Genomic DNA, 18,303 nt, shown 5'->3' with positions numbered 1-18,303 from the left:
TCACTGGGAGGTCTTACCAATCCATCGGACCTTTTTCGGCAAAGGACTCGACAAGGAAATCAATGAACGCCCGCACCTTGGGCTGGGTGAACCGGCCCGGCGGGTACACCGCATAGACGCCCTGAACCTCGTCCGGCAACGATGGCATCGCGTCGACCACCTGGCCGGATTTCAGCGCGTCCGCGTAAAGATAGCTGGGCAGATAAGCGATTCCGAGGCCCGAGATCGCCGCATTCAACAGGGATTGTCCGTCGTTCACGCTCAGCCAACCGGCCGTGCGCACCTGCCTCTTTTCGCCCGAGGGCGCAGTCAACTTCCAGACGTTGCCCGAGGACTGGCTGGAGTAATGCAGCAGCTTGTGTTCGTTGAGGTCATCGATCTTTGCCGGGCGCCCGAACTTCTCGATATAGCTGGGGGCCGCAACCATGCGTTTGACCGTTTCGGTCAGCTTGCGCGCGCGCAGGGTGCTGTCTTCCAGTTCGCCGATACGCACGGCCACGTCGAACCCTTCGGAAATCAGCTCGACATAGCGATTGTTCAAGACCATGTTCACGGTGATGTCGGGATAGGCCGCCAGGAAACCGGACAGAACGGGCGACAGGTGGTTCACCCCGAAATCAGTAGCCACACTGATGCGCAGCAGACCTGAAGGCGCCGATTGCATCGACGTCACCAGCGCGTCGGCTTCGCCTGCATCATTAAGCACACGGCGTGCGCGGTCGTAATAGGCCAGCCCGATCTCGGTCGGCGACACGCGGCGCGTCGTGCGGTTCAGCAAACGCGCGCCCAAGCGGGCCTCCAAGCTCGACACGTGCTTTGACACGGCTGATTTGGAAATGCCCATCTTTTTGGCCGCGTCGGTGAAACCACCTTGGTCCACCACGTTGGCGAAGGCCTCCATTTCTGTCAGTCGGTCCATTCTCGTTCCCCAGGTCGTCTGTTCGTTGACCGACCATCGCCTCCAATCTGGGCGGAAACTGGGCAGACATGGGATAATATCAGGGTTTTGAATCGGATCGTTTGCGCTTCGGAAACGCGGAAACAGTGGTTTCCCTCCTGCATCCGCCCCCTGTTTGCGTGTTCTTTTCTGGTAATTTCTCCCGACGTGCTAAAGTCAGAATGGCATTTTTGTGACCAGGGAGGAGATCATGAAAGCCATTCTAGCAACTATTTTTTGCCTGTTTGCCCCCTTGGCCTGGGCCGGAGGGGAGACGCCATCGAACCCGGACGCTGAGGTCTATTTCGTCAACCTGTCGGACGGCGACACGGTAACGTCGCCGGTGACGGTGGTCTTTGGCCTCCGCGGTATGGGTGTTGCGCCAGCCGGGACCGAAAAGGAAAACACCGGCCATCACCATTTGCTGATCGACCGTCCCCCATTGGGTCAGGGTGAGGACGGGGCCGACGAACTGGCCTATGGACTGCCGGCTGATGACAACCACCTGCACTTTGGCGGTGGTCAGACCGAAGTCACGTTGGAGCTTGCCCCCGGGACGCACACGTTGCAACTGGTCCTGGGCGATGCGGGTCATGTGCCTCACGCGACGCCGATCGTTTCCGAGGTGATAACGATCACCGTGGAGTAACCCGTACCGACCAACCGCAGCGCCGGGTCGAACCCGCCAACAGCGGCGGGACGGTTTCGGTTTGATTACATGTGCTTGCCTCGCCTATACACGATCCCGATCGGGGGCGGAGCCATGGTATTTGAATGAACGTTGTTTTTGGGGTCGATCGGAACTTTCTGTATCCCGCATTGCTGTCGGCCTATTCCGTGGTCAAGAACGCCAGCCGGTCTGTTGACGTTACCATTTTCGGTCAGGATTTCACCGCACAAGACATCGCAGCCGTCGACCAGCTGGACCGCGCCGTCGGCAACGGCACGGTCCGCTACCGGGAGTTTCAGTCCGAGACGCTCGGCCGATTTTCTCAGTTCAAGACGAAATACCCGAAAATCACGCTGCTGCCGTTGTTTCTGCATGACTTCTTTTCGGGCCGGTGTCTGTTCATTGACGCCGACACTCTTGTGCTGGGCGATGTCTGCGAGTTGCAGGAGCTCGACATGAATGGCCACGGGATCGGGGCCTGTGTCGACATGGGATTGGTCACGTTGGGCGAAGGCCGCTTTCTGCGCCCATCCCTTCAGAGTGTTCTGAGGCCGGGGCACGAACACCAAAAGTCGGTGACGCGCGTTTTGCGCAGCATCCGGTTGGGCTTTCTGCCCGGCGAGAACTACTTCAACGCGGGTATCCTTCTGATGGATTGTGAAGCGATCCGGAATTCACCCGCAGGCAAGGAACTGGGCGATTTCGACAAGCTGATCCCGCATATCCACGACCTGCCCGAGCAGGATCGGATGAACCAGATTTTTGCGGGTCAGTGGCTCAGACTTCCTCAGCAATGGAACACGCGACCGCAGATTTGGTACGACGCGCACAGTCCGAAATTCCGGCATACCTCTGCCGAATTTCGAAACCAACTGAAACAGGCAGGCCGGAACCCGAAGATGTGGCACTATATCGGAGGCAAGAAGCCCTGGCGCGCGAAGCCGGCGTCACAGATTCTGCTGCGCCGCGCCTTTCGGGATTACCAGGAATACTTGGCACGGTTCGAGGACGAGACAGGTCTAACTTTTTCCGTATAGGGCGCGGAACTGGCTCAACGGTCTAAGAAGCCACCCGGGCATCGCTCGGGTGGCTTTCTTTTGTCTGAGTGTTCTCGCCTTGGGGAAGTGGACGGAACGGGTCTTCCCTAGAGTGCGGCGGCCAGCCGCGTGCCCTGGTTGATCGCCCGCTTGGCATCCAGTTCCGCGGCCACATCCGCGCCGCCGATCACATGCGGGGTGATCCCGCGTTCGATCAGCGCATCGGCCAGCGACCGCTCGGGCACCTGTCCGGCGCACAGAACGATCGTGTCCGCCTTGATGACGGTCGGGTCGGCGCGCTCTTCTCCGAACGAGACATGCAGCCCCTCGTCGTCGATGCGCTCATAGTTCACGCCGCCCACGAAGTTCACGTCCTTCATCTTCAGCGTCGCGCGGTGGATCCAGCCGGTGGTCTTGCCCAGCCCCTTGCCATGCGCCTGCTTCTTGCGCTGCAGCAGCGTGACCTGCCGCTTGGGCGCCTCGGGCTGGGGGCCTTCGGGCGCGAGGCCAGAGCGGTGCTGTTCAGGGTCGGCGACGCCCCACTCCTTCATCCACAGCGGCAGGTCGGTGGTGGGCGAATGGCCTTCTTCCAGCAGGTATTCCGACACGTCAAAGCCGATGCCGCCCGCGCCGATCACCGCCGCCGACTTGCCCACCGGGGCCTTGTCGCGCAGCACGTCGATATAGTTCACGACATTGTCGTGATCCTGGCCGGGGATCTGCGGGTCGCGCGGGTTGACGCCGGTGGCGATCACCACCTCGTCGAACCCGGCCAGATCATCGGCACCAACCTCGCGGCCCAGTTCCACCTTGACGCCTAGCGTGTCCAGCATGGTGCGATACCAGTCCACCAGCCCCCAGAATTCTTCCTTGCCGGGCACCTGCTTGGCCATGTTCAACTGGCCGCCGATCTCGTCGGCCTTGTCAAACACGGTCACGTCATGGCCGCGCTGGGCGGCGGTCATCGCGGTGGACAGACCCGCCGGACCCGCGCCCACGATGGCCACGCGCTTGGGCGTGGCGGCCTTTTCGATCACCAACTCGGTCTCGTGGCAGGCGCGCGGGTTCACAAGGCAGGATGTCAGCTTGCCGCTGAAGGTGTGATCCAGACAGGCCTGGTTGCAGGCGATGCAGGGCGCGATCTTGGCCGACTCGCCGGCCATCGCCTTGGCCACGAAATCCGCATCCGCCAGCATCGGCCGCGCTAGAGAGACCATGTCGGCACAGCCGGTCGACAGCACTTCTTCGGCCACTTCGGGCGTGTTGATCCGGTTCGAGGTGATGACCGGAATCCCCACCTTGCCCATCAGTTTCTTCGTCACCCAGGCAAAGGCCGCGCGCGGGACGCTGGTGGCGATTGTGGGAATCCGAGCCTCGTGCCAGCCGATACCAGTGTTGATGATTGTCGCCCCGGCCTTCTCAACCGCTTGCGCCAGTTGCACCACCTCTTCATGGGTCGAGCCATTGGGCACAAGGTCGATCATCGACAGGCGGTAGATGATGATGAAATCGGTGCCCACCGCCTCGCGGGTGCGGCGCACGATTTCCAGCGGCAGGCGCATCCGGTTCTCATAGGATCCGCCCCAGCGGTCGGTGCGCTTGTTGGTATGGGTCACCAGGAACTGGTTGATGAAATACCCCTCGGACCCCATGATCTCGACCCCGTCATAGCCCGCCTTCTGAGCCAGCACGGCGGCGTTCACGATGTCACTGATCTGCTTCTCGATGCCCTCTTCGTCCAACTCGTTGGGGGGGAAGGGCGAGATCGGCGATTTCACTGGGCTGGGGGCCACGCATTTCGGCCCATAGGCATAGCGGCCCGCATGCAGGATCTGCATGGCGATCTTGCCGCCCGCCTGATGCACCCGGTCGGTAACGACCGAGTGGTTCGCCACGTCCTTGTCGCTGGCCATCATCGCAGCGCCGGGCAAAACCGAGCCTTCGAGGTTCGGCCCGATGCCGCCCGTCACCATCAGCGCCACGCCGCCACGTGCGCGCGAGGCATAGAACTCGGCCACCCGGTTCCAGTCGCCGGTTTCTTCCAGCCCGGTATGCATCGAGCCCATCAGGACCCGGTTCTTCAACGTGGTAAAGCCCAGATCCAGCGGGGCCAGCAGGTTCGGGTACGCAGTCATCTTGAAACTCTCCCTCAATTCGGGGCTGACAATCGCGCCGCACCGCGCCGGTGTCACGCGAAACCTGACGTCACCCCCTTTGCCGCCGCTTTGCCAGTTGCTACAGCTTGGCCAACCACATTACGAGGCCCGCCCATGACCCCAGAACAGATCGCCAAACTGCCCTATCGCCCCTGCGTCGGCCTGATGCTGATGAACGATCAGGGTCAGATTTTCGTCGGCCAGCGCAATGACCGGTTCGAGGACGCCTGGCAGATGCCCCAAGGTGGCGTGGACGAAGGCGAGACCCCGCGCGCGGCGGCGCTACGCGAGTTGCAGGAGGAAATCGGCGTCACCCCCGACCTCGTGGAAATCGTGGCCGAGACCGACGACTGGCTGCCCTACGACCTGCCGCATGACATCGTACCCAAGATCTGGAAGGGCCGCTTCCGTGGGCAAGAGCAGAAATGGTTCCTGTTGCGGTTCCTGGGGGAAGACGACCAGATCAATATTCAGACGGACCACCCTGAGTTCACCCGCTGGAAATGGCAGGACCCCAACCGCCTGATCGCCGAGATCGTGCCATTCAAACGCGAAGTCTACGAGCGGGCGATGGAGGCTTTCAGGGGGTATTTGGGGTGAACTAGAACTCGATCAAGCGGGTTCCGGGTTGCGGACAAGGTGCCTAGTCCATGGAACTCTGTTATGGATTTCGCGAACCTGTGCTAGCCCTTGTTCATGGCAAAGACCTCAACACAAACCGGACCGGCTATTCCCTATGCGCTTGCGGTTGCAGGCGTTCTTTTCGCGTCGATCTGCTTTGGGCTGGTGCCCTATTTCAGCAGAGGGATGACGCAGCAGGGCGTCGCACCCTATGCCGTCGCATTCTACCGCTACATCGTCGCGGCAATTCTGCTGCTGCCCGTTATCGTCATGCACCGCAAAGCTTGGCGCGAGATTTGTTGGGGCCTTTCGGCAGGAGCCGTGATGGGACTTGGGTGGATTGGATACGTGACGGCTTTGGAGGCCTTGCCCGCGTCAACCGTGGGCGTGCTCTACATGACCTATCCGGTTTTTACATTGGTCATTGCTTGGGCGCTTTTCTCTGATGCACCCACGCGGCGCGCCTTGCTCGCTTCTGGCCTTATCGTTCTGGCGGCAATCATTGCTGGTTCGCCCGCATCCGTGTCCCCACAACACATACCTACTCTTTTAGCGGCACTGGCGGCCCCGTTCGGCTTTGGTTTCGGTATTTGTGTTTTGGTCCACAGGCTGTCCCGCATCGCGCCGCTTGCGCGCATAGCCTCGGTTTCCGTGGGATCGGTTCTTGGGCTCTTGCCGCTGATGCTGAGTGCCGATGTGCGACAGCTGCTCCCGGAGGGGCAATCCGACTGGATCTTGATCGTCGGAATTGGCCTGGTCACGGCGCTTGTGCCACAGCTCATCTACACGATCTGCTCGCCGTTGATCGGCGCCTCCCAAACCGCGGTCGTCGGAAGCATAGAATTGCCAACGATGTTCGTGGTCGGATTTGTTGCTTTTGGCGAAGCAATCACGGCGCCCCAAGCCATAGCCTGCGCTTTGGTTCTTGGAGGGATCGCAATCACCCGAAGCCGAACGACACGCACCTTGACCACCGTGATCGCGAACGAACCGAGGAAGTAGGTTCTGCCTCAGACCAACCCTTCTTTCTGCAACATCTCCAGCACGTTGGTATCCGGCCGCGACGATCCGGCCGACATCGAAACGGCCGCGAGTTCAACCGCTGGAAATGACAGGACCCCGACCGCCTGATTGCCGAGATCGTGCCCTTCAAGCGCGCGGTCTACGAGCGTGTGATGGAGGCGTTTGGGGGTTGTCTTATCAGAAAACAACGAAACACCAGTAAATGAACACAATGAATCGTTATCAAGTAACCGCCGCCTAACGATAGGCACTGCCCGCAGACCAATGGGTGCATATTCCAAGGGGTATCCGGCAGATTGGGAGTTTTTCACCCATGGAGAGGAGGGAGGCCGACGATGAAAAACAATAAAATGATAACTCCGGGTAGCAACACTATTGCATTCCGAACGTAGGTAATATTCCAGTCGTCTTCCTCAGTTCGTTTGACGCCATAGTGGTACCAGTCTGCCGCTGAAAAATATAGGTCAACGAGTGCTGCAAGTATCACAAGAACGCTGAGGTGGTCGTCCCAATCCCATATGCTGTCGGTTTCTCGAAATGCAAAAAGAATGATCGATGCAACTAATATCGTAAATGGCAACAAAATACGTAAAAATCGGGCTATCGGATTGTTCCCAAAATTCTTATACATCAGCGGTTCTTTCGGTTTTTTGTTGATTGTCATCTTTTATTTCATCTCGTGGTTTGGAATGGTTTTTCACGTAAAGGGTGAGTTAACCCAACAGCTTTGCACCCTGAAGGGGCGTTTTGATGGTGCGGCTCTTGCTTTGGGGGGTAATTGTGAGGCGCACTTTGAGCGATTGCTTGGTCGCGGTTCGCTCGCGCGTCGCGTCGCTTTGGCAAGGCTTGGTTCTTCGAGCTTCTTGCCTTGCTCACTTTTCACGGCGCGGCTTCATTTTTCCCTGAACCCAAGCGCTGTCCCGGACTACGAACACACGAAAATCTTCGTCCCAACATCATTGCGACGCGGCAAATCGCTTGCGCGCGTCAAACCAACCCTTCGTCCCGCAGCAGTTCCAGCATGTTCGCCTCGGGACGCGGGCCGATATGGCTGATCACTTCTCGGGCGCAGACGTTGCCTATTCTGGCGCAGGTTTCATAGTCGCGGCCCGTCGCCATGCCGAAAAGGAACCCGGCGGCGAACTGGTCGCCCGCGCCGGTGGCGTCCACTGGCACCACTTTCTCGACCGGTACATCGATGCGCGAGCCGTCGTGCAGAACCGTCACCCCATCGCCCGAGCGGGTGCAGACCACCAGCGGGCAGATCGCAGCGGTCTTGGCCAGCGCCTCTTCCAGGTCGTCGGTCTCGAACAGGGATTTGATCTCGGCCTCGTTGCCGATCACGAAATCCAGCTCGTGTTCGATCAGCAGCAGGAAATCGGTGCGGTGACGCTCGACGCAGAACGGGTCGGAGATGGCGATGCCGGTCTTGCCGCCCCCGTTGCGGCAGTCGCGCGCGGCCTCGAGGAAGGCGGTTTTGCCCTTCTCCTTGTCGAACAGATACCCCTCGAGGAACATGATCTGGCTGTTGCCCGCCACCTCGGCCGGCACGTCCGTCGAGGACAGTTCGGACGAGATGCCCAGATAGGTGTTCATCGACCGTTCGCCATCGGGTGAGACGAAGATCATCGAGCGCGAGGTCGGCAGCTCGCCCCCAGGCACCGGCGGGTTCACGAAATCCACGCCGTCCTCGTTCATCGCATCGGCGTAGAACCGGCCCAGCGCATCATCGTGCACTCGCCCGATGAAGGCCGCGTCCAGTCCCAGAGCACCCGCGCCCGCGATGGTGTTGGCCACCGAACCGCCCGGGGTCTGCACCCGGTTTTCCATGGCCGCATACAGCACCTCGCCGCGTTCCCGCTCGATCAGCTGCATGATGCCCTTCTCGATCCCCATCATCTCGAGAAAGCTGTCGTCGGCCTGAGAGATGACGTCCACAACGGCGTTGCCGATGCCGGTCAGGTGATAGGTTTTCATAGGGTCTTGTCCTCGAATTGGCACAGGTCGCGGATCAGGCAGGTGCCGCATTGCGGTTTGCGCGCCTTGCAGTGGTAGCGGCCGTGCAGGATCAGCCAGTGATGGGCGTGAAGCTGAAAGTCCACAGGGATATTGTCTTCGATGGCGCGTTCCACGGCGTCCACGTCCTTGCCGGGGCAGATGCCGGTGCGGTTGCCGACGCGAAAGATATGCGTGTCGACCGCCTGCGCCGGGTATCGCCACCACATGTTCAGAACCACGTTCGCGGTCTTGCGCCCGACGCCCGGCAGCGACTGCAGCGAGGCGCGCGAGTTGGGGACCTCGCCGCCGTATTCCTCGACTAGGATGCGCGACATTTTTATGACGTTCTTGGCCTTCTGGCGGAACAGGCCGATGGTCTTGATGTGCTCGATCAGCCCCTCTTCGCCGAGGTCGAGCATCTTTTGCGGGGTATCGGCGATCTTGAAGAGCGCGCGGGTAGCCTTGTTGACGCCTGCATCGGTTGCCTGCGCCGACAGCGCCACGGCGACGACTAACGTATACACGTTCACATGCTCAAGCTCGCCCTTGGGTTCGGGGTCGGCCTGCTGGAACCGGGTAAAGATCTCGCGGATCGTGTGATAATCAAGCTGCTTTGCCATCCGGGCCTTAATGCCGCCCGCGGTGCCGGGTGACAAGCCCAAAGCCCGCTGCACCGGCAATGCGCAAGTTTCGGGTCGCACCGTCGGGCCCGGCCCGGCTAGGATGGGGCAAGCCACAGCAAGGTGAATGCCATGAACGTCCAGACATCCGAATCCGGTTACCACTACAACGTGATGCGACGCGCGATCGAGCTGATCGACCAGGGCGGCGAGTCGCTGTCGTTGGAAGAATTGGCCCGCCAGATGGACATGAGCCCCGCTCATTTCCAGCGCCTGTTCTCGCGCTGGACGGGCGTTTCGCCGAAACGCTACCAGCAATATCTGACGCTGGGCCATGCCAAGGCGCTGCTGCGCGAGCGCTTCACCATGCTGGAGACCGCGCACAGCGTCGGCCTGTCCGGCAGCGGCCGCCTGTACGACCTGTTTCTGAAATGGGAGGCGATGAGCCCCGGCGAATACGCCCGCAAGGGCGCGGGGCTGATCATCTATTGGGGCTGGTTCGAAAGCCCTTTTGGCCCGGCGCTGGTGATGGGCACGGCCAAGGGCATCTGCGGCATGGCCTTTGCCGCCGAGACCGGCGAAGAGGCCGCGATGCAGGACATGCTGTCGCGCTGGCCCTTGGCCGACTATGTCGAGGATCCGATGCGCCTGCGCCCGTGGGTCCTGTCGGCCTTTGGCGCGGCCAGCGACCGGCTGGAGCCTACGCCGTTGTACCTGATCGGCTCACCCTTGCAGATCAAGGTGTGGGAGGCGCTGATGCAGATCCCCTCGGGCCAGGTGACGACCTATTCCCAGATAGCGCAGGCCGTGGGCACGCCGCAGGCGGTGCGGGCAGTGGGCACGGCGGTGGGCCGCAACCCGGTCAGTTGGCTGATCCCCTGCCACCGCGCGCTGCGCAAATCGGGGGGGCTGGGCGGCTATCACTGGGGGTTGCCCGTCAAACGCGCCATGCTGGCCTACGAGGCGGCGCAGGCCGATGCCTGATTGACTTGGGGTCTCGCGCCTGCCAAAAGGCGCGCAGGTTCGGGTCTCCTGCCGCTCGCGGCCCTTTGGCTTTGGTGAAACCCGGTTCAAACCACATCTGTTGCCCTTTCCCGGCGCGCGGATGGCAAGGCGAGCCCCGTCCAATACTCGCGCCCGTTTCTGGAAACGAGGCAAGACATGACACAGATCCGAACCATCGCCCCCGTGGGCGAGCTGAAAGTGCAGGCCAAACGCCTGCGCGAGAAACTGCGTGGCGCCGGCGTGGCCCTGAGCCATGCGCAATCGCTTGAGATGATCGCCCATCAGCACGGCGCGCGCGACTGGAACACGTTGCACGCGATGGCCGGAAACCGGCTGCACCTGAAGGTCGGAGACCGCGTGCGGGGCACCTATCTGGGCCAGCCTTTCACCGGGGAAATCCGCGGCCTGACGATGCTGGGCGACGGCGCGCAGCGGCGGATCACGCTGCAGTTCGACACCCCGGTCGACGTGGTGACCTTTGACAGCTTCTCGGCCTTTCGCCAGCGCGTCAGCGGTCAGATCGGCTGGGACGGTCGGTCAGCTCGCCATACGTCGAACGGCGAGCCACAACTGGTGGTGCGTCCGGCGTGACGCAAACGGGGCAAGGTGCCTGTCCGCGCCTTGCCCCGCATTTTGAACTTTCCTGTGCCGGGGTTATTCCGGGGTCCAGCCGCTGACGGCCTTGACCTCCAAAAAGTCCTCCAGCCCCCAGACACCGCCTTCGCGCCCGTTGCCGGACTGTTTCATGCCGCCAAAGGGCGACCCGGCAGCGCGCGATTGGCCGTTCATCTCGACCATGCCCGAGCGCAGTTTGCGCGCCATGCGGTTGGCGCGGGCGCCGTCCTGTGTCTGAACATAGTTGGTCAGGCCATATGGCGTGTCATTGGCGATCTCGATGGCCTCTTCCTCGGTATCGAAGGGGATCATCGTCAGGACCGGGCCAAAGATCTCCTCGCGCGCGATGGTCATCTGGTTGTTGGCGTCGGCAAACACGGTGGGGCGCACGAAATAGCCTTTGTTGAACCCTTCGGGGCGACCGGGACCGCCGGCGACCAGGCGCGCACCCTCGTCGATGCCTTTCGTGATCAGGGCCTGGATCTTGGTCCATTGCAGCTCGTTCACGACGGGGCCGATATGGCGGCCTTCCTGCATCGCCGGGCCCACGGTGACCTTATTGGCGACCTCGGCCGCGGTTTCCACGGCTTGATCATAGATCGGGCGCTGCACCAGCATCCGGCTGGGCGCGTTGCAGCTCTGACCGGTGTTGTTCATCATGTGCAGCACGCCACGCTTGACCGCCTTGTCATCGGCATCGGCAAAGATCACGTTGGCACCCTTGCCGCCCAGTTCCAGATGCACCTTCTTCAGCGTGTCGGCGGCGTTCTTGGAAATCGCCGTGCCCGCACGGGTCGAGCCGGTGAAGCTGACCATGTCGACGTCCGGATGCCCCGACAGTTGCGAACCCACGCCCACGCCGTCGCCGTTCACCAGGTTGAAGACACCCGGCGGGAAGCCCGCCTCGTGCATCATCTCGGCAAAGATCATCGCGTTCAGCGGGCTTTGCTCGGACGGTTTCAGAACCATGGTGCAGCCCGCGATCGCCGCCGCGCCCACCTTGAGCGTGATCTGATTCATCGGCCAGTTCCACGGGGTGATCAGCGCGGCGACGCCGACTGCCTCGTAGATGATCCGGTCATTGGGGGCATGATCGCCCAGGGGGCGCTCGAACTGGAAACTCTTGGCTGCTCGAATGAAATTCTTCAGGTGCCAGATCCCGGCGCCCACCTGCTGGGTGCGCGACATGTCGATCGGCGCGCCCATCTCCATCGACATCGCCTGCGCGAGGTCTTCGGCGCGGGTGGGGTAGATCTCGATCAGCTTTTCCACCAGCGCGATGCGCTCTTCGACCGGGGTGGCCATCCAGCCCGGCAGCGCCGCCTTGGCGGCCGCCACGGCCGCGTCGGTATCGGCCTGACCGCCCAGCGAGATCACCGTGCAGGACTCCTCGGTCGAGGGGTCGATCACTTGGAAATCATTGGGCTGGCTGGGGGCGACCCACTGGCCGTTGATGTAAAAATCGCGTTTCTCGATCATGGCGTGTCCTCTTGATCCGCATTCATTCGACCGCGCGGTCGGTTTTCCCGGGCACTCTGTCACTGCGGCCCCCTTGGGGCAAGGCAATTCTGGAAATTTGATCAAATTATTGATCGCACGTTTTTTGCCCCTGTGCCACATCAATGGTTTAACCTGAGGGCAAAGTGATTAGGTTTGCACCAACCGACTCGGGTTTTCACAGGAAAGGAGATGCATCATGGGTTTGCGCATCAACGATACCGTCCCCAATTTCACCGCTGAAACGGACCAGGGCACCATCCAGTTCCACGACTGGATCGGCGACAGCTGGGCGATCCTATTCTCGCACCCCAAGGACTTCACTCCGGTCTGCACCACCGAGTTTTCGGCCGTGGCGCAGTTGAACGACGAATGGGCCAAGCGCAACACCAAGGTGATCGGTGTTTCGGTCGATGGGGTTGAGGACCACAAGAAGTGGAAGAAGGACATCGAGGCCTATGGCAAGGCCAACCCCGGCTTTCCGATCATCGCCGATGACGGACTGGCAGTGTCCAAGGCCTTCGACATGCTGCCCGCCGAGGCATATCTGCCCGATGGCCGCACGCCGGCAGACAGCGCCACGGTGCGCTCGGTCTTCATCATCGGGCCGGACAAGCAGCTGAAACTGTCGATGACCTATCCGATGACCGTGGGCCGAAACTTTGCCGAGATCCTGCGCGCGCTGGACGGCCTGCAAATGAGCGCCAAGGGCGTGGCTACCCCGGCCAACTGGGTGCCGGGCGAAGACGTAATCATCCCGCCGTCGGTTTCGAATGACGAAGCCAAGGAGAAGTTCGGCGAGTTCGAGACGATCTTCCCCTATCTGCGCAAGACCAAAGCGCCGAGCTGACGCAAAGAAGGGGCGGGGCGCATCACGCCCCGCCCTGTTCCGCATTGAACGTCCTCAGGCCTCAAACGCCTCAAGCACTTTCCTCGCAACCGCAGCGGACGAAGCCGGGTTCTGCCCGGTGATCAGTTTGCCGTCCTGCACCGCGTGAGGTTGGAACGGCTCCAACTTGCTGAACTGTGCGCCCCGGTCCTTCATCGTATCCTCGACCAGCAGCGGCACGATTTCGGTCAGGCCGACGGCGTCTTCTTCTTCATTCGTGAAGCCGGTGACGGTACGACCCTTGACCAGCGGCGACCCGTCCGCGGCCTTGGTGTGCGCCAGAACGATCGGGGCGTGACACACGGCGCTGACCGGTTTCCCCGCTGACCAGAACGCCTCGATCAGATCAATCGATTTCTCATCCGACACAAGGTCCCACAGCGGCCCGTGCCCACCGGGATAGAAGATCGCGTCATAGTCCTGGGCGTTCACCTCGGACAGTTTGACCGTGTTGGCCAATGCTGCCGTCGCTTCGGGGTCGGCCTCGAACCGGCGGGTATCGTCGGTCTGGCTGTCGGGTGCGCTGCTTTTGGGGTCCAGCGGCGGCTGCCCGCCTTTGGGCGAGGCCAGCGTCAGTTCCGCCTCGGCATCCTTGAACACGTAATACGGAGCGGCCAGCTCCTCGAGCCAGAACCCGGTCTTTTCTCCGGTGTCGCCCAGCTGGTCATGCGATGTCAGGACGATCAGAATTTTCTTTGCAGTCGAAGCCATGTGTTTTCTCCTAGTTCGGCCGGTACGCCCGGCCCGTGTCTTGTGTGATCGGGATATATGGCTGTTGCCGCTTGTTGATTAGTGTCGAATTTGGCAAAGCATTATTGCCGACATGTAATAATGAGGTTGCGAAATGGCGCTTTGGGACGGGCTGGAAGAATTCCTGATGGTGGTCGAGACGGGCGGCTTCACCGCTGCGGCCCGGCGGCTTGGGGTTTCGGCCAGTCATGTCTCGCGTCAGGTCGCCCGGCTTGAGGATCGTTTGGGCGTCAAGCTTTTGGCGCGTTCGACCCGCGTGGTGCGCCTGACCGACGCCGGACGCGACTATCACGCGCGTGTGGCCGGGCTTGTGGCGGGTCTGGAAGAAGCGAACCAGTCGGCGGCAGGGGATCGGGCCCAGATCGCAGGGCGCATTCGCGTTTCGGCCGCCGGGCCGTTTGCTGAACAGTTCGTGGCGCCCGCTTTGGCGCGGTTCGCAAGCCTGCACCCAAAGCTCTCGGTCACCATCGACTTCAATTCGCGCCTTCTGAACCTGACAGAGGAAGGCTTCGACTTTGCCATCCGCTATGGCACGCTGACCGAAAGCGGGCTGATCGCGCGGCGGTTGGCCACCCGACGGATGGTCTGCGTGGCCGCGCGCGGCTATCTCGACCGGCACGGAAGGCCGACCCATCCGGCCGACCTGCGGAATCATCAGTGCCTGATCACCAACAATGACCGGTGGGTATTCCGCGACCCCGGCTCGGGCGACCCGATCGAGGTTCGGGTGCATGGCCGGTGGCAGGCCAACAACCCGCACGCCGTTCTTTCTGCCGCGCGGCAAGGTCTGGGGGTCATGTACGCGCCCGAGATTTTTCTGGGCGCGAAGCGCCCCCCTGAGCTGGAGCCGATACTGCAGGGGTACGAAGATCCAAGCCGCGCGAGTTGGATCGTCTATCCTGAACGGCGTCATCTGCCGCTGCGGGTGCGCCGGGCGATGGATTTCTTGGTCGAGGAACTGGGCGATGCGGTGCCCGACTAGGCGGGGCGCTGCGGATGCAGGTGCAGTTGCGCGCGATAGCCGGCGCGCTTGAACTCGCGGGTCAGCTTATCGGTCAACGGCGGTTTCGTCTGGATCGTCGAGCCGCCGATTTCACCGGCCACTTCCTGGTTGCCGCTGCCCAACAGCGCGTGGACGGGCTGGCCCGTGATCCAGTGCATCTGCAGGAACGTGTCCACCGGGCGGTCAATGCGGTCGGTGGCCGCCAGCAGACGTTCCGCCGCCTTCCGTCCCACCACCTGACAGACGCATTGCAACCCTATGACCTTGGGCAGGATCAGACGAAGGCCGTCGCGCTCAGCTAGGGTCTGGGCTGCGGTTTCGCGCTGCTTGACCGGGATGCGGATGTAGTGATCAGGGGTCGCGATCGGGCGCAATAGATCCAGTGCAGCGTTCATCCGGTCGGGATCGATGCGCAGATCATCTTCGGCGGTGATAGCCAGGTCGATCCCCTCGTCGACCATCTTGCGCCAGATCCGACGGTGGCTTTCGAAGACGCCGATCTCGGCCGGGCGCAGCGCGAAGGGATAGTGCGGGCGGTGCAGGTTGCCCGGATGCAGCGTGACCCCGGCAATCTGCGCCGGATCGCGCCCATTGACCGCTTCGATCAGCTCGGCACTGGGCAGGTCGGCGCAGAGCTGCTCGGCATTGGGGCGGCGCGCGGTGCTGGAGGACATATGGATGATGAAGGATCGCATGGTGTCGTGCATAGAACAGGGCTGCGGCCCGGGAAAGGCCCAGGGAAAACAAAAAGACCCCGGTCGGAACCGGGGTCTTGGATTTCGCAAAGGGTAGGGCGGGTTATTCCGCGCCTTCCTCTTTCTTTTCCTTCTTCTCGGGCACGATCTCTTCGCCGGTTTCCTGATCGACGCATTTCATCGACAGGCGGACCTTGCCGCGATCGTCGAAGCCCAAGAGCTTGACCTTCACTTCCTGGCCTTCCTTCAAAACGTCCGAAGGGTGGTTCAGGCGACGGTTTTCGATCTGGGACACGTGCACCAGACCGTCACGTTTGCCGAAGAAGTTCACGAAGGCGCCGAAATCGACGATCTTCACGACTTTACCGGTGTAGACCTGACCTTCTTCCGGCTCGGCCACGATCGAGTGGATCATCTCGTAGGCTTTCTTGATCGACTCACCATCGGGCGATGCAATCTTGATGATGCCGTCATCGTTGATGTCGACCTTGGCGCCGCTGGTTTCCACGATCTCGCGGATCACCTTGCCGCCCGAGCCGATCACTTCGCGGATCTTGTCGGTCGGGATCTGCATGGTCTCGATGCGCGGGGCGTGGACCGAGAACTCGGCGGTCTCGCTCAGCGCCTTGCTCATCTCGTTCAGGATGTGCAGTCGGCCGTTCTTGGCCTGAGCCAGGGCTTTCTCCATGATCTCGGGCGTGATGCCGGCGACCTTGATGTCCATCTGCAGCGAGGTGATGCCGTTTTCGGTACCCGCAACCTTGAAGTCCATGTCGCCCAGGTGGTCTTCGTCACCCAAGATGTCGGTCAGAACGGCATAGTCCCCGTCGTCTTCCAGGATCAGACCCATGGCCACACCGGCCACCGGAGCCTTGAGCGGAACGCCCGCATCCATCATCGACAGCGAACCGCCGCAGACCGATGCCATCGAGGACGAGCCGTTCGACTCGGTGATCTCGGACACCACGCGGATGGTGTAGGGGAAATCGGTCGGAGCCGGCAGAACCGCCTGCAGGGCGCGCCATGCCAGTTTGCCGTGGCCGATTTCGCGGCGACCGGGCGAACCGACGCGGCCCACTTCGCCGACCGAGTAGGGCGGGAAGTTGTAGTGCAGCAGGAAGTTCGATTTGAAGTTGCCGTGCAGCGCGTCGATGAACTGCTCGTCGTCACCAGTGCCCAGCGTCGTCACGGCCAGCGCCTGGGTTTCACCACGGGTGAACAGGGCCGAACCATGGGTCCGCGGCAGCAGGCCGGTTTCGGCCACGATCGGGCGCACGTCGGTGGTCGAACGACCGTCAATCCGCTTGCCGCCCTTCACCACGTCGCCGCGCAGGATGCTGGCTTCGAGCTTTTTCATCGCCGAACCCAGGTTCGAGTCCTCAAGCTGCTCTTCGGTCAGAGCGGCCTTGATGGCCTCGCGCGCGGCAGCGACGGCTGCGGTGCGCTCTTGCTTGTCGGTGATTGCGAATGCGGCACGCATCTGCTCTTCACCGGCAGCTTTCACGGCAGCGTACAGCTCCGAGTAGTCGGGGGCTTCGAAGGCAAAGGGCTCTTTCGCGGCGTCTTCGGCCAGCGAGATGATCAGGTCGATCACCGGCTGGATCTGTTCGTGCGCGAAGGTCACGGCGCCCAGCATCTCGGCTTCGGTCAGCTCGTAGGCTTCCGACTCCACCATCATCACGGCGTCTTTGGTGCCGGCCACAACCAGATCCAGACGCTGTTCGGGGTTCAGGCGCAGGTCCTGCATGTCGTCCACGGTCGGGTTCAGGACGTACTCGCCATCCACGAAACCAACGCGGGCACCGGCGATCGGGCCGCGGAAGGGCGCGCCCGAGATGGTCAGGGCCGCCGATGCGGCGATCATCGCCACGATGTCGGGGTCGTTGACCAGATCGTGGCTCAGTACGGTGCACATCACCAGAACTTCGTTCTTGAACCCGTCAACGAACAGCGGACGGATCGGACGGTCGATCAGGCGCGCGGTCAGCGTCTCTTTCTCGGTCGGACGGGCCTCGCGCTTGAAGAAGCCACCCGGCACCTTGCCGGCGGCATAGTATTTTTCCTGATAGTGCACGGTCAGCGGGAAAAAGTCCTGACCGGGCTTCTGTTCCCGGGCAAAGGTCACGTTGGCCATGACGCTGGTTTCGCCCAGCGTGGCAATCACGCTGCCGTCAGCCTGACGGGCAACCTTGCCGGTTTCCAGTGTGAGCGTTTCCTCGCCCCACTGCATCGATTTCTTCGTTACATCAAACATATGCGTATCCTAGATGGGAGCACTCCCGCCCCTGCGGGTCTCCCGTTTTGCGTGGCGGCCCCATTGCCGCCGACCCCAATTTATCTTCCATTCGAGTGCCGGGGTCAGGGCACAACGTCTCAGATACCGCGCGCATACATGAGATTGCGTCGGATTGAAAGGGATAAGGCCGCAGAAGGCACACGGTCCTGCATCTGCCGTGGTTCGCCTTTGCGTCAGCCGACACCGCGAACGTTCCGATGCGTAAGCCCGCATAGCATCTGGCGTGCACCCGCTCGCAAACAGGACCATCGCTCGTCATCGAGGATATGCAGATCGGAAATCGGCGCGGCAGAGGCTGGAGAGAAACTCCGGGCTGCGACGGTGGTAGGAAAGCCGCGAAACTAATGCGACCCCGTCCTCTCGACCTCGGTCAGGCCATCGCTGGCCATGCGCAGACATATTCCCGTAGGCGAATGCATTTTGTGAAAAAGTGATTGCAGTGTAGCCTCTTACCACGGAACCCGCGGTCCAGACGACGAAAAGGCGCCAAG

Annotated in this window: 18 protein-coding genes; 8 read left to right on the top strand and 10 right to left on the bottom strand. The window is 61.7% G+C overall.

The window, feature by feature from the left end; translation table 11 throughout:
- Positions 1 to 13: 13 nt before the first annotated feature.
- Positions 14 to 919 carry a LysR family transcriptional regulator gene (locus tag ACR0FC_RS12200; RefSeq protein ID WP_093964122.1) on the bottom strand — a complete coding sequence of 302 codons (906 nt, stop codon included), beginning with the start codon at positions 917 to 919 and terminating at the stop codon, positions 14 to 16.
- A 229-nt stretch (positions 920 to 1,148) separates the two neighbouring features.
- On the opposite strand from ACR0FC_RS12200, the gene ACR0FC_RS12195 reads away from it, so the two are divergent.
- Together ACR0FC_RS12195 and ACR0FC_RS12190 are read left to right on the top strand one after the other, a co-directional pair.
- On the top strand, positions 1,149 to 1,586 hold the full coding sequence (locus tag ACR0FC_RS12195) for a DUF4399 domain-containing protein (RefSeq protein WP_170341071.1): 438 nt from the start codon (positions 1,149 to 1,151) through the stop codon (positions 1,584 to 1,586).
- Between the two features lie 125 nt (positions 1,587 to 1,711).
- Positions 1,712 to 2,644 carry a glycosyltransferase family 8 protein gene (locus tag ACR0FC_RS12190; RefSeq protein ID WP_170341073.1) on the top strand — a complete coding sequence of 311 codons (933 nt, stop codon included), beginning with the start codon at positions 1,712 to 1,714 and terminating at the stop codon, positions 2,642 to 2,644.
- A gap of 107 nt (positions 2,645 to 2,751) precedes the next feature.
- Here ACR0FC_RS12190 and ACR0FC_RS12185 read toward each other — a convergent pair whose 3' ends face one another.
- A complete protein-coding gene (locus tag ACR0FC_RS12185) occupies positions 2,752 to 4,779 on the bottom strand; it encodes an NADPH-dependent 2,4-dienoyl-CoA reductase (RefSeq protein WP_170341074.1) in 2,028 nt (675 codons plus the stop codon).
- A 135-nt stretch (positions 4,780 to 4,914) separates the two neighbouring features.
- On the opposite strand from ACR0FC_RS12185, the gene ACR0FC_RS12180 reads away from it, so the two are divergent.
- Both ACR0FC_RS12180 and ACR0FC_RS12175 read left to right on the top strand, forming a co-directional pair.
- Entirely contained in the window at positions 4,915 to 5,400 is a 486-nt protein-coding gene (locus tag ACR0FC_RS12180) for an RNA pyrophosphohydrolase (RefSeq protein ID WP_170341076.1), read from the top strand.
- Positions 5,401 to 5,496: 96 nt separating this feature from the next.
- A complete protein-coding gene (locus ACR0FC_RS12175) occupies positions 5,497 to 6,423 on the top strand; it encodes a DMT family transporter (RefSeq protein ID WP_170341077.1) in 927 nt (308 codons plus the stop codon).
- An 8-nt stretch (positions 6,424 to 6,431) separates the two neighbouring features.
- Here ACR0FC_RS12175 and ACR0FC_RS12170 read toward each other — a convergent pair whose 3' ends face one another.
- From ACR0FC_RS12170 to nth, 4 genes are all read right to left on the bottom strand, one after another.
- Entirely contained in the window at positions 6,432 to 6,725 is a 294-nt protein-coding gene (locus ACR0FC_RS12170; protein WP_170341079.1) for a hypothetical protein, read from the bottom strand.
- Between the two features lie 26 nt (positions 6,726 to 6,751).
- Complete coding sequence (locus ACR0FC_RS12165; protein ID WP_170341080.1) at positions 6,752 to 7,108, bottom strand: hypothetical protein; 357 nt, start codon at positions 7,106 to 7,108, stop codon at positions 6,752 to 6,754.
- A gap of 323 nt (positions 7,109 to 7,431) precedes the next feature.
- Positions 7,432 to 8,421, bottom strand: a complete 990-nt coding sequence (locus tag ACR0FC_RS12160; RefSeq protein ID WP_170341082.1) for an adenosine kinase — start codon at positions 8,419 to 8,421, stop codon at positions 7,432 to 7,434.
- Complete coding sequence (gene nth, locus ACR0FC_RS12155; RefSeq protein WP_170341083.1) at positions 8,418 to 9,062, bottom strand: endonuclease III; 645 nt, start codon at positions 9,060 to 9,062, stop codon at positions 8,418 to 8,420. The genes ACR0FC_RS12160 and nth overlap by 4 nt, the downstream gene beginning before the upstream one ends.
- 132 nt (positions 9,063 to 9,194) lie before the next feature.
- Here nth and ACR0FC_RS12150 point away from each other — a divergent pair, with 132 nt between their 5' ends.
- Together ACR0FC_RS12150 and ACR0FC_RS12145 are read left to right on the top strand one after the other, a co-directional pair.
- On the top strand, positions 9,195 to 10,046 hold the full coding sequence (locus ACR0FC_RS12150; RefSeq protein ID WP_170341085.1) for a methylated-DNA--[protein]-cysteine S-methyltransferase: 852 nt from the start codon (positions 9,195 to 9,197) through the stop codon (positions 10,044 to 10,046).
- A gap of 177 nt (positions 10,047 to 10,223) precedes the next feature.
- On the top strand, positions 10,224 to 10,658 hold the full coding sequence (locus ACR0FC_RS12145; RefSeq protein WP_170341087.1) for a glyoxalase superfamily protein: 435 nt from the start codon (positions 10,224 to 10,226) through the stop codon (positions 10,656 to 10,658).
- A 63-nt stretch (positions 10,659 to 10,721) separates the two neighbouring features.
- Here ACR0FC_RS12145 and ACR0FC_RS12140 read toward each other — a convergent pair whose 3' ends face one another.
- A complete protein-coding gene (locus ACR0FC_RS12140; protein ID WP_170341089.1) occupies positions 10,722 to 12,161 on the bottom strand; it encodes an aldehyde dehydrogenase family protein in 1,440 nt (479 codons plus the stop codon).
- Positions 12,162 to 12,378: 217 nt separating this feature from the next.
- On the opposite strand from ACR0FC_RS12140, the gene ACR0FC_RS12135 reads away from it, so the two are divergent.
- On the top strand, positions 12,379 to 13,029 hold the full coding sequence (locus ACR0FC_RS12135; RefSeq protein WP_093964131.1) for a peroxiredoxin: 651 nt from the start codon (positions 12,379 to 12,381) through the stop codon (positions 13,027 to 13,029).
- A 54-nt stretch (positions 13,030 to 13,083) separates the two neighbouring features.
- Here ACR0FC_RS12135 and ACR0FC_RS12130 read toward each other — a convergent pair whose 3' ends face one another.
- A complete protein-coding gene (locus tag ACR0FC_RS12130) occupies positions 13,084 to 13,779 on the bottom strand; it encodes a type 1 glutamine amidotransferase domain-containing protein (RefSeq protein ID WP_170341091.1) in 696 nt (231 codons plus the stop codon).
- Between the two features lie 133 nt (positions 13,780 to 13,912).
- Here ACR0FC_RS12130 and ACR0FC_RS12125 point away from each other — a divergent pair, with 133 nt between their 5' ends.
- On the top strand, positions 13,913 to 14,800 hold the full coding sequence (locus ACR0FC_RS12125) for a LysR family transcriptional regulator (RefSeq protein ID WP_170341092.1): 888 nt from the start codon (positions 13,913 to 13,915) through the stop codon (positions 14,798 to 14,800).
- On the opposite strand, the gene ACR0FC_RS12120 is transcribed toward ACR0FC_RS12125, so the two are convergent.
- Complete coding sequence (locus ACR0FC_RS12120) at positions 14,797 to 15,528, bottom strand: glycosyltransferase family 25 protein (protein WP_254437806.1); 732 nt, start codon at positions 15,526 to 15,528, stop codon at positions 14,797 to 14,799. The genes ACR0FC_RS12125 and ACR0FC_RS12120 overlap by 4 nt on opposite strands.
- 91 nt (positions 15,529 to 15,619) lie before the next feature.
- The gene (gene pnp, locus ACR0FC_RS12115; RefSeq protein ID WP_170341094.1) at positions 15,620 to 17,770 is read right to left on the bottom strand and encodes a polyribonucleotide nucleotidyltransferase; all 2,151 of its coding nucleotides are present in this window, start codon (positions 17,768 to 17,770) and stop codon (positions 15,620 to 15,622) included.
- Positions 17,771 to 18,303: the final 533 nt, after the last annotated feature.

The sequence above is a fragment of the Ruegeria sp. BB9 genome (genome assembly GCF_056539345.1).
This window is presented reverse-complemented; position numbering and strand designations above follow the sequence as displayed.

Excerpts from the sequence above, each read along its gene's own strand:
- ACR0FC_RS12180 (WP_170341076.1), top strand. The coding sequence starts at position 4,915 with ATGACCCCAGAACAGATCGCCAAACTGCCCTATCGCCCCTGCGTCGGC.
- ACR0FC_RS12125 (WP_170341092.1), top strand. The coding sequence starts at position 13,913 with ATGGCGCTTTGGGACGGGCTGGAAGAATTCCTGATGGTGGTCGAGACG.
- ACR0FC_RS12145 (WP_170341087.1), top strand. The coding sequence starts at position 10,224 with ATGACACAGATCCGAACCATCGCCCCCGTGGGCGAGCTGAAAGTGCAG.
- ACR0FC_RS12185 (WP_170341074.1), bottom strand. The coding sequence starts at position 4,779 with ATGACTGCGTACCCGAACCTGCTGGCCCCGCTGGATCTGGGCTTTACC.
- pnp (WP_170341094.1), bottom strand. The coding sequence starts at position 17,770 with ATGTTTGATGTAACGAAGAAATCGATGCAGTGGGGCGAGGAAACGCTC.
- ACR0FC_RS12120 (WP_254437806.1), bottom strand. The coding sequence starts at position 15,528 with ATGCACGACACCATGCGATCCTTCATCATCCATATGTCCTCCAGCACC.
- ACR0FC_RS12130 (WP_170341091.1), bottom strand. The coding sequence starts at position 13,779 with ATGGCTTCGACTGCAAAGAAAATTCTGATCGTCCTGACATCGCATGAC.
- ACR0FC_RS12135 (WP_093964131.1), top strand. The coding sequence starts at position 12,379 with ATGGGTTTGCGCATCAACGATACCGTCCCCAATTTCACCGCTGAAACG.
- nth (WP_170341083.1), bottom strand. The coding sequence starts at position 9,062 with ATGGCAAAGCAGCTTGATTATCACACGATCCGCGAGATCTTTACCCGG.
- ACR0FC_RS12140 (WP_170341089.1), bottom strand. The coding sequence starts at position 12,161 with ATGATCGAGAAACGCGATTTTTACATCAACGGCCAGTGGGTCGCCCCC.
- ACR0FC_RS12190 (WP_170341073.1), top strand. The coding sequence starts at position 1,712 with ATGAACGTTGTTTTTGGGGTCGATCGGAACTTTCTGTATCCCGCATTG.
- ACR0FC_RS12200 (WP_093964122.1), bottom strand. The coding sequence starts at position 919 with ATGGACCGACTGACAGAAATGGAGGCCTTCGCCAACGTGGTGGACCAA.
- ACR0FC_RS12160 (WP_170341082.1), bottom strand. The coding sequence starts at position 8,421 with ATGAAAACCTATCACCTGACCGGCATCGGCAACGCCGTTGTGGACGTC.
- ACR0FC_RS12165 (WP_170341080.1), bottom strand. The coding sequence starts at position 7,108 with ATGACAATCAACAAAAAACCGAAAGAACCGCTGATGTATAAGAATTTT.
- ACR0FC_RS12150 (WP_170341085.1), top strand. The coding sequence starts at position 9,195 with ATGAACGTCCAGACATCCGAATCCGGTTACCACTACAACGTGATGCGA.
- ACR0FC_RS12195 (WP_170341071.1), top strand. The coding sequence starts at position 1,149 with ATGAAAGCCATTCTAGCAACTATTTTTTGCCTGTTTGCCCCCTTGGCC.
- ACR0FC_RS12175 (WP_170341077.1), top strand. The coding sequence starts at position 5,497 with ATGGCAAAGACCTCAACACAAACCGGACCGGCTATTCCCTATGCGCTT.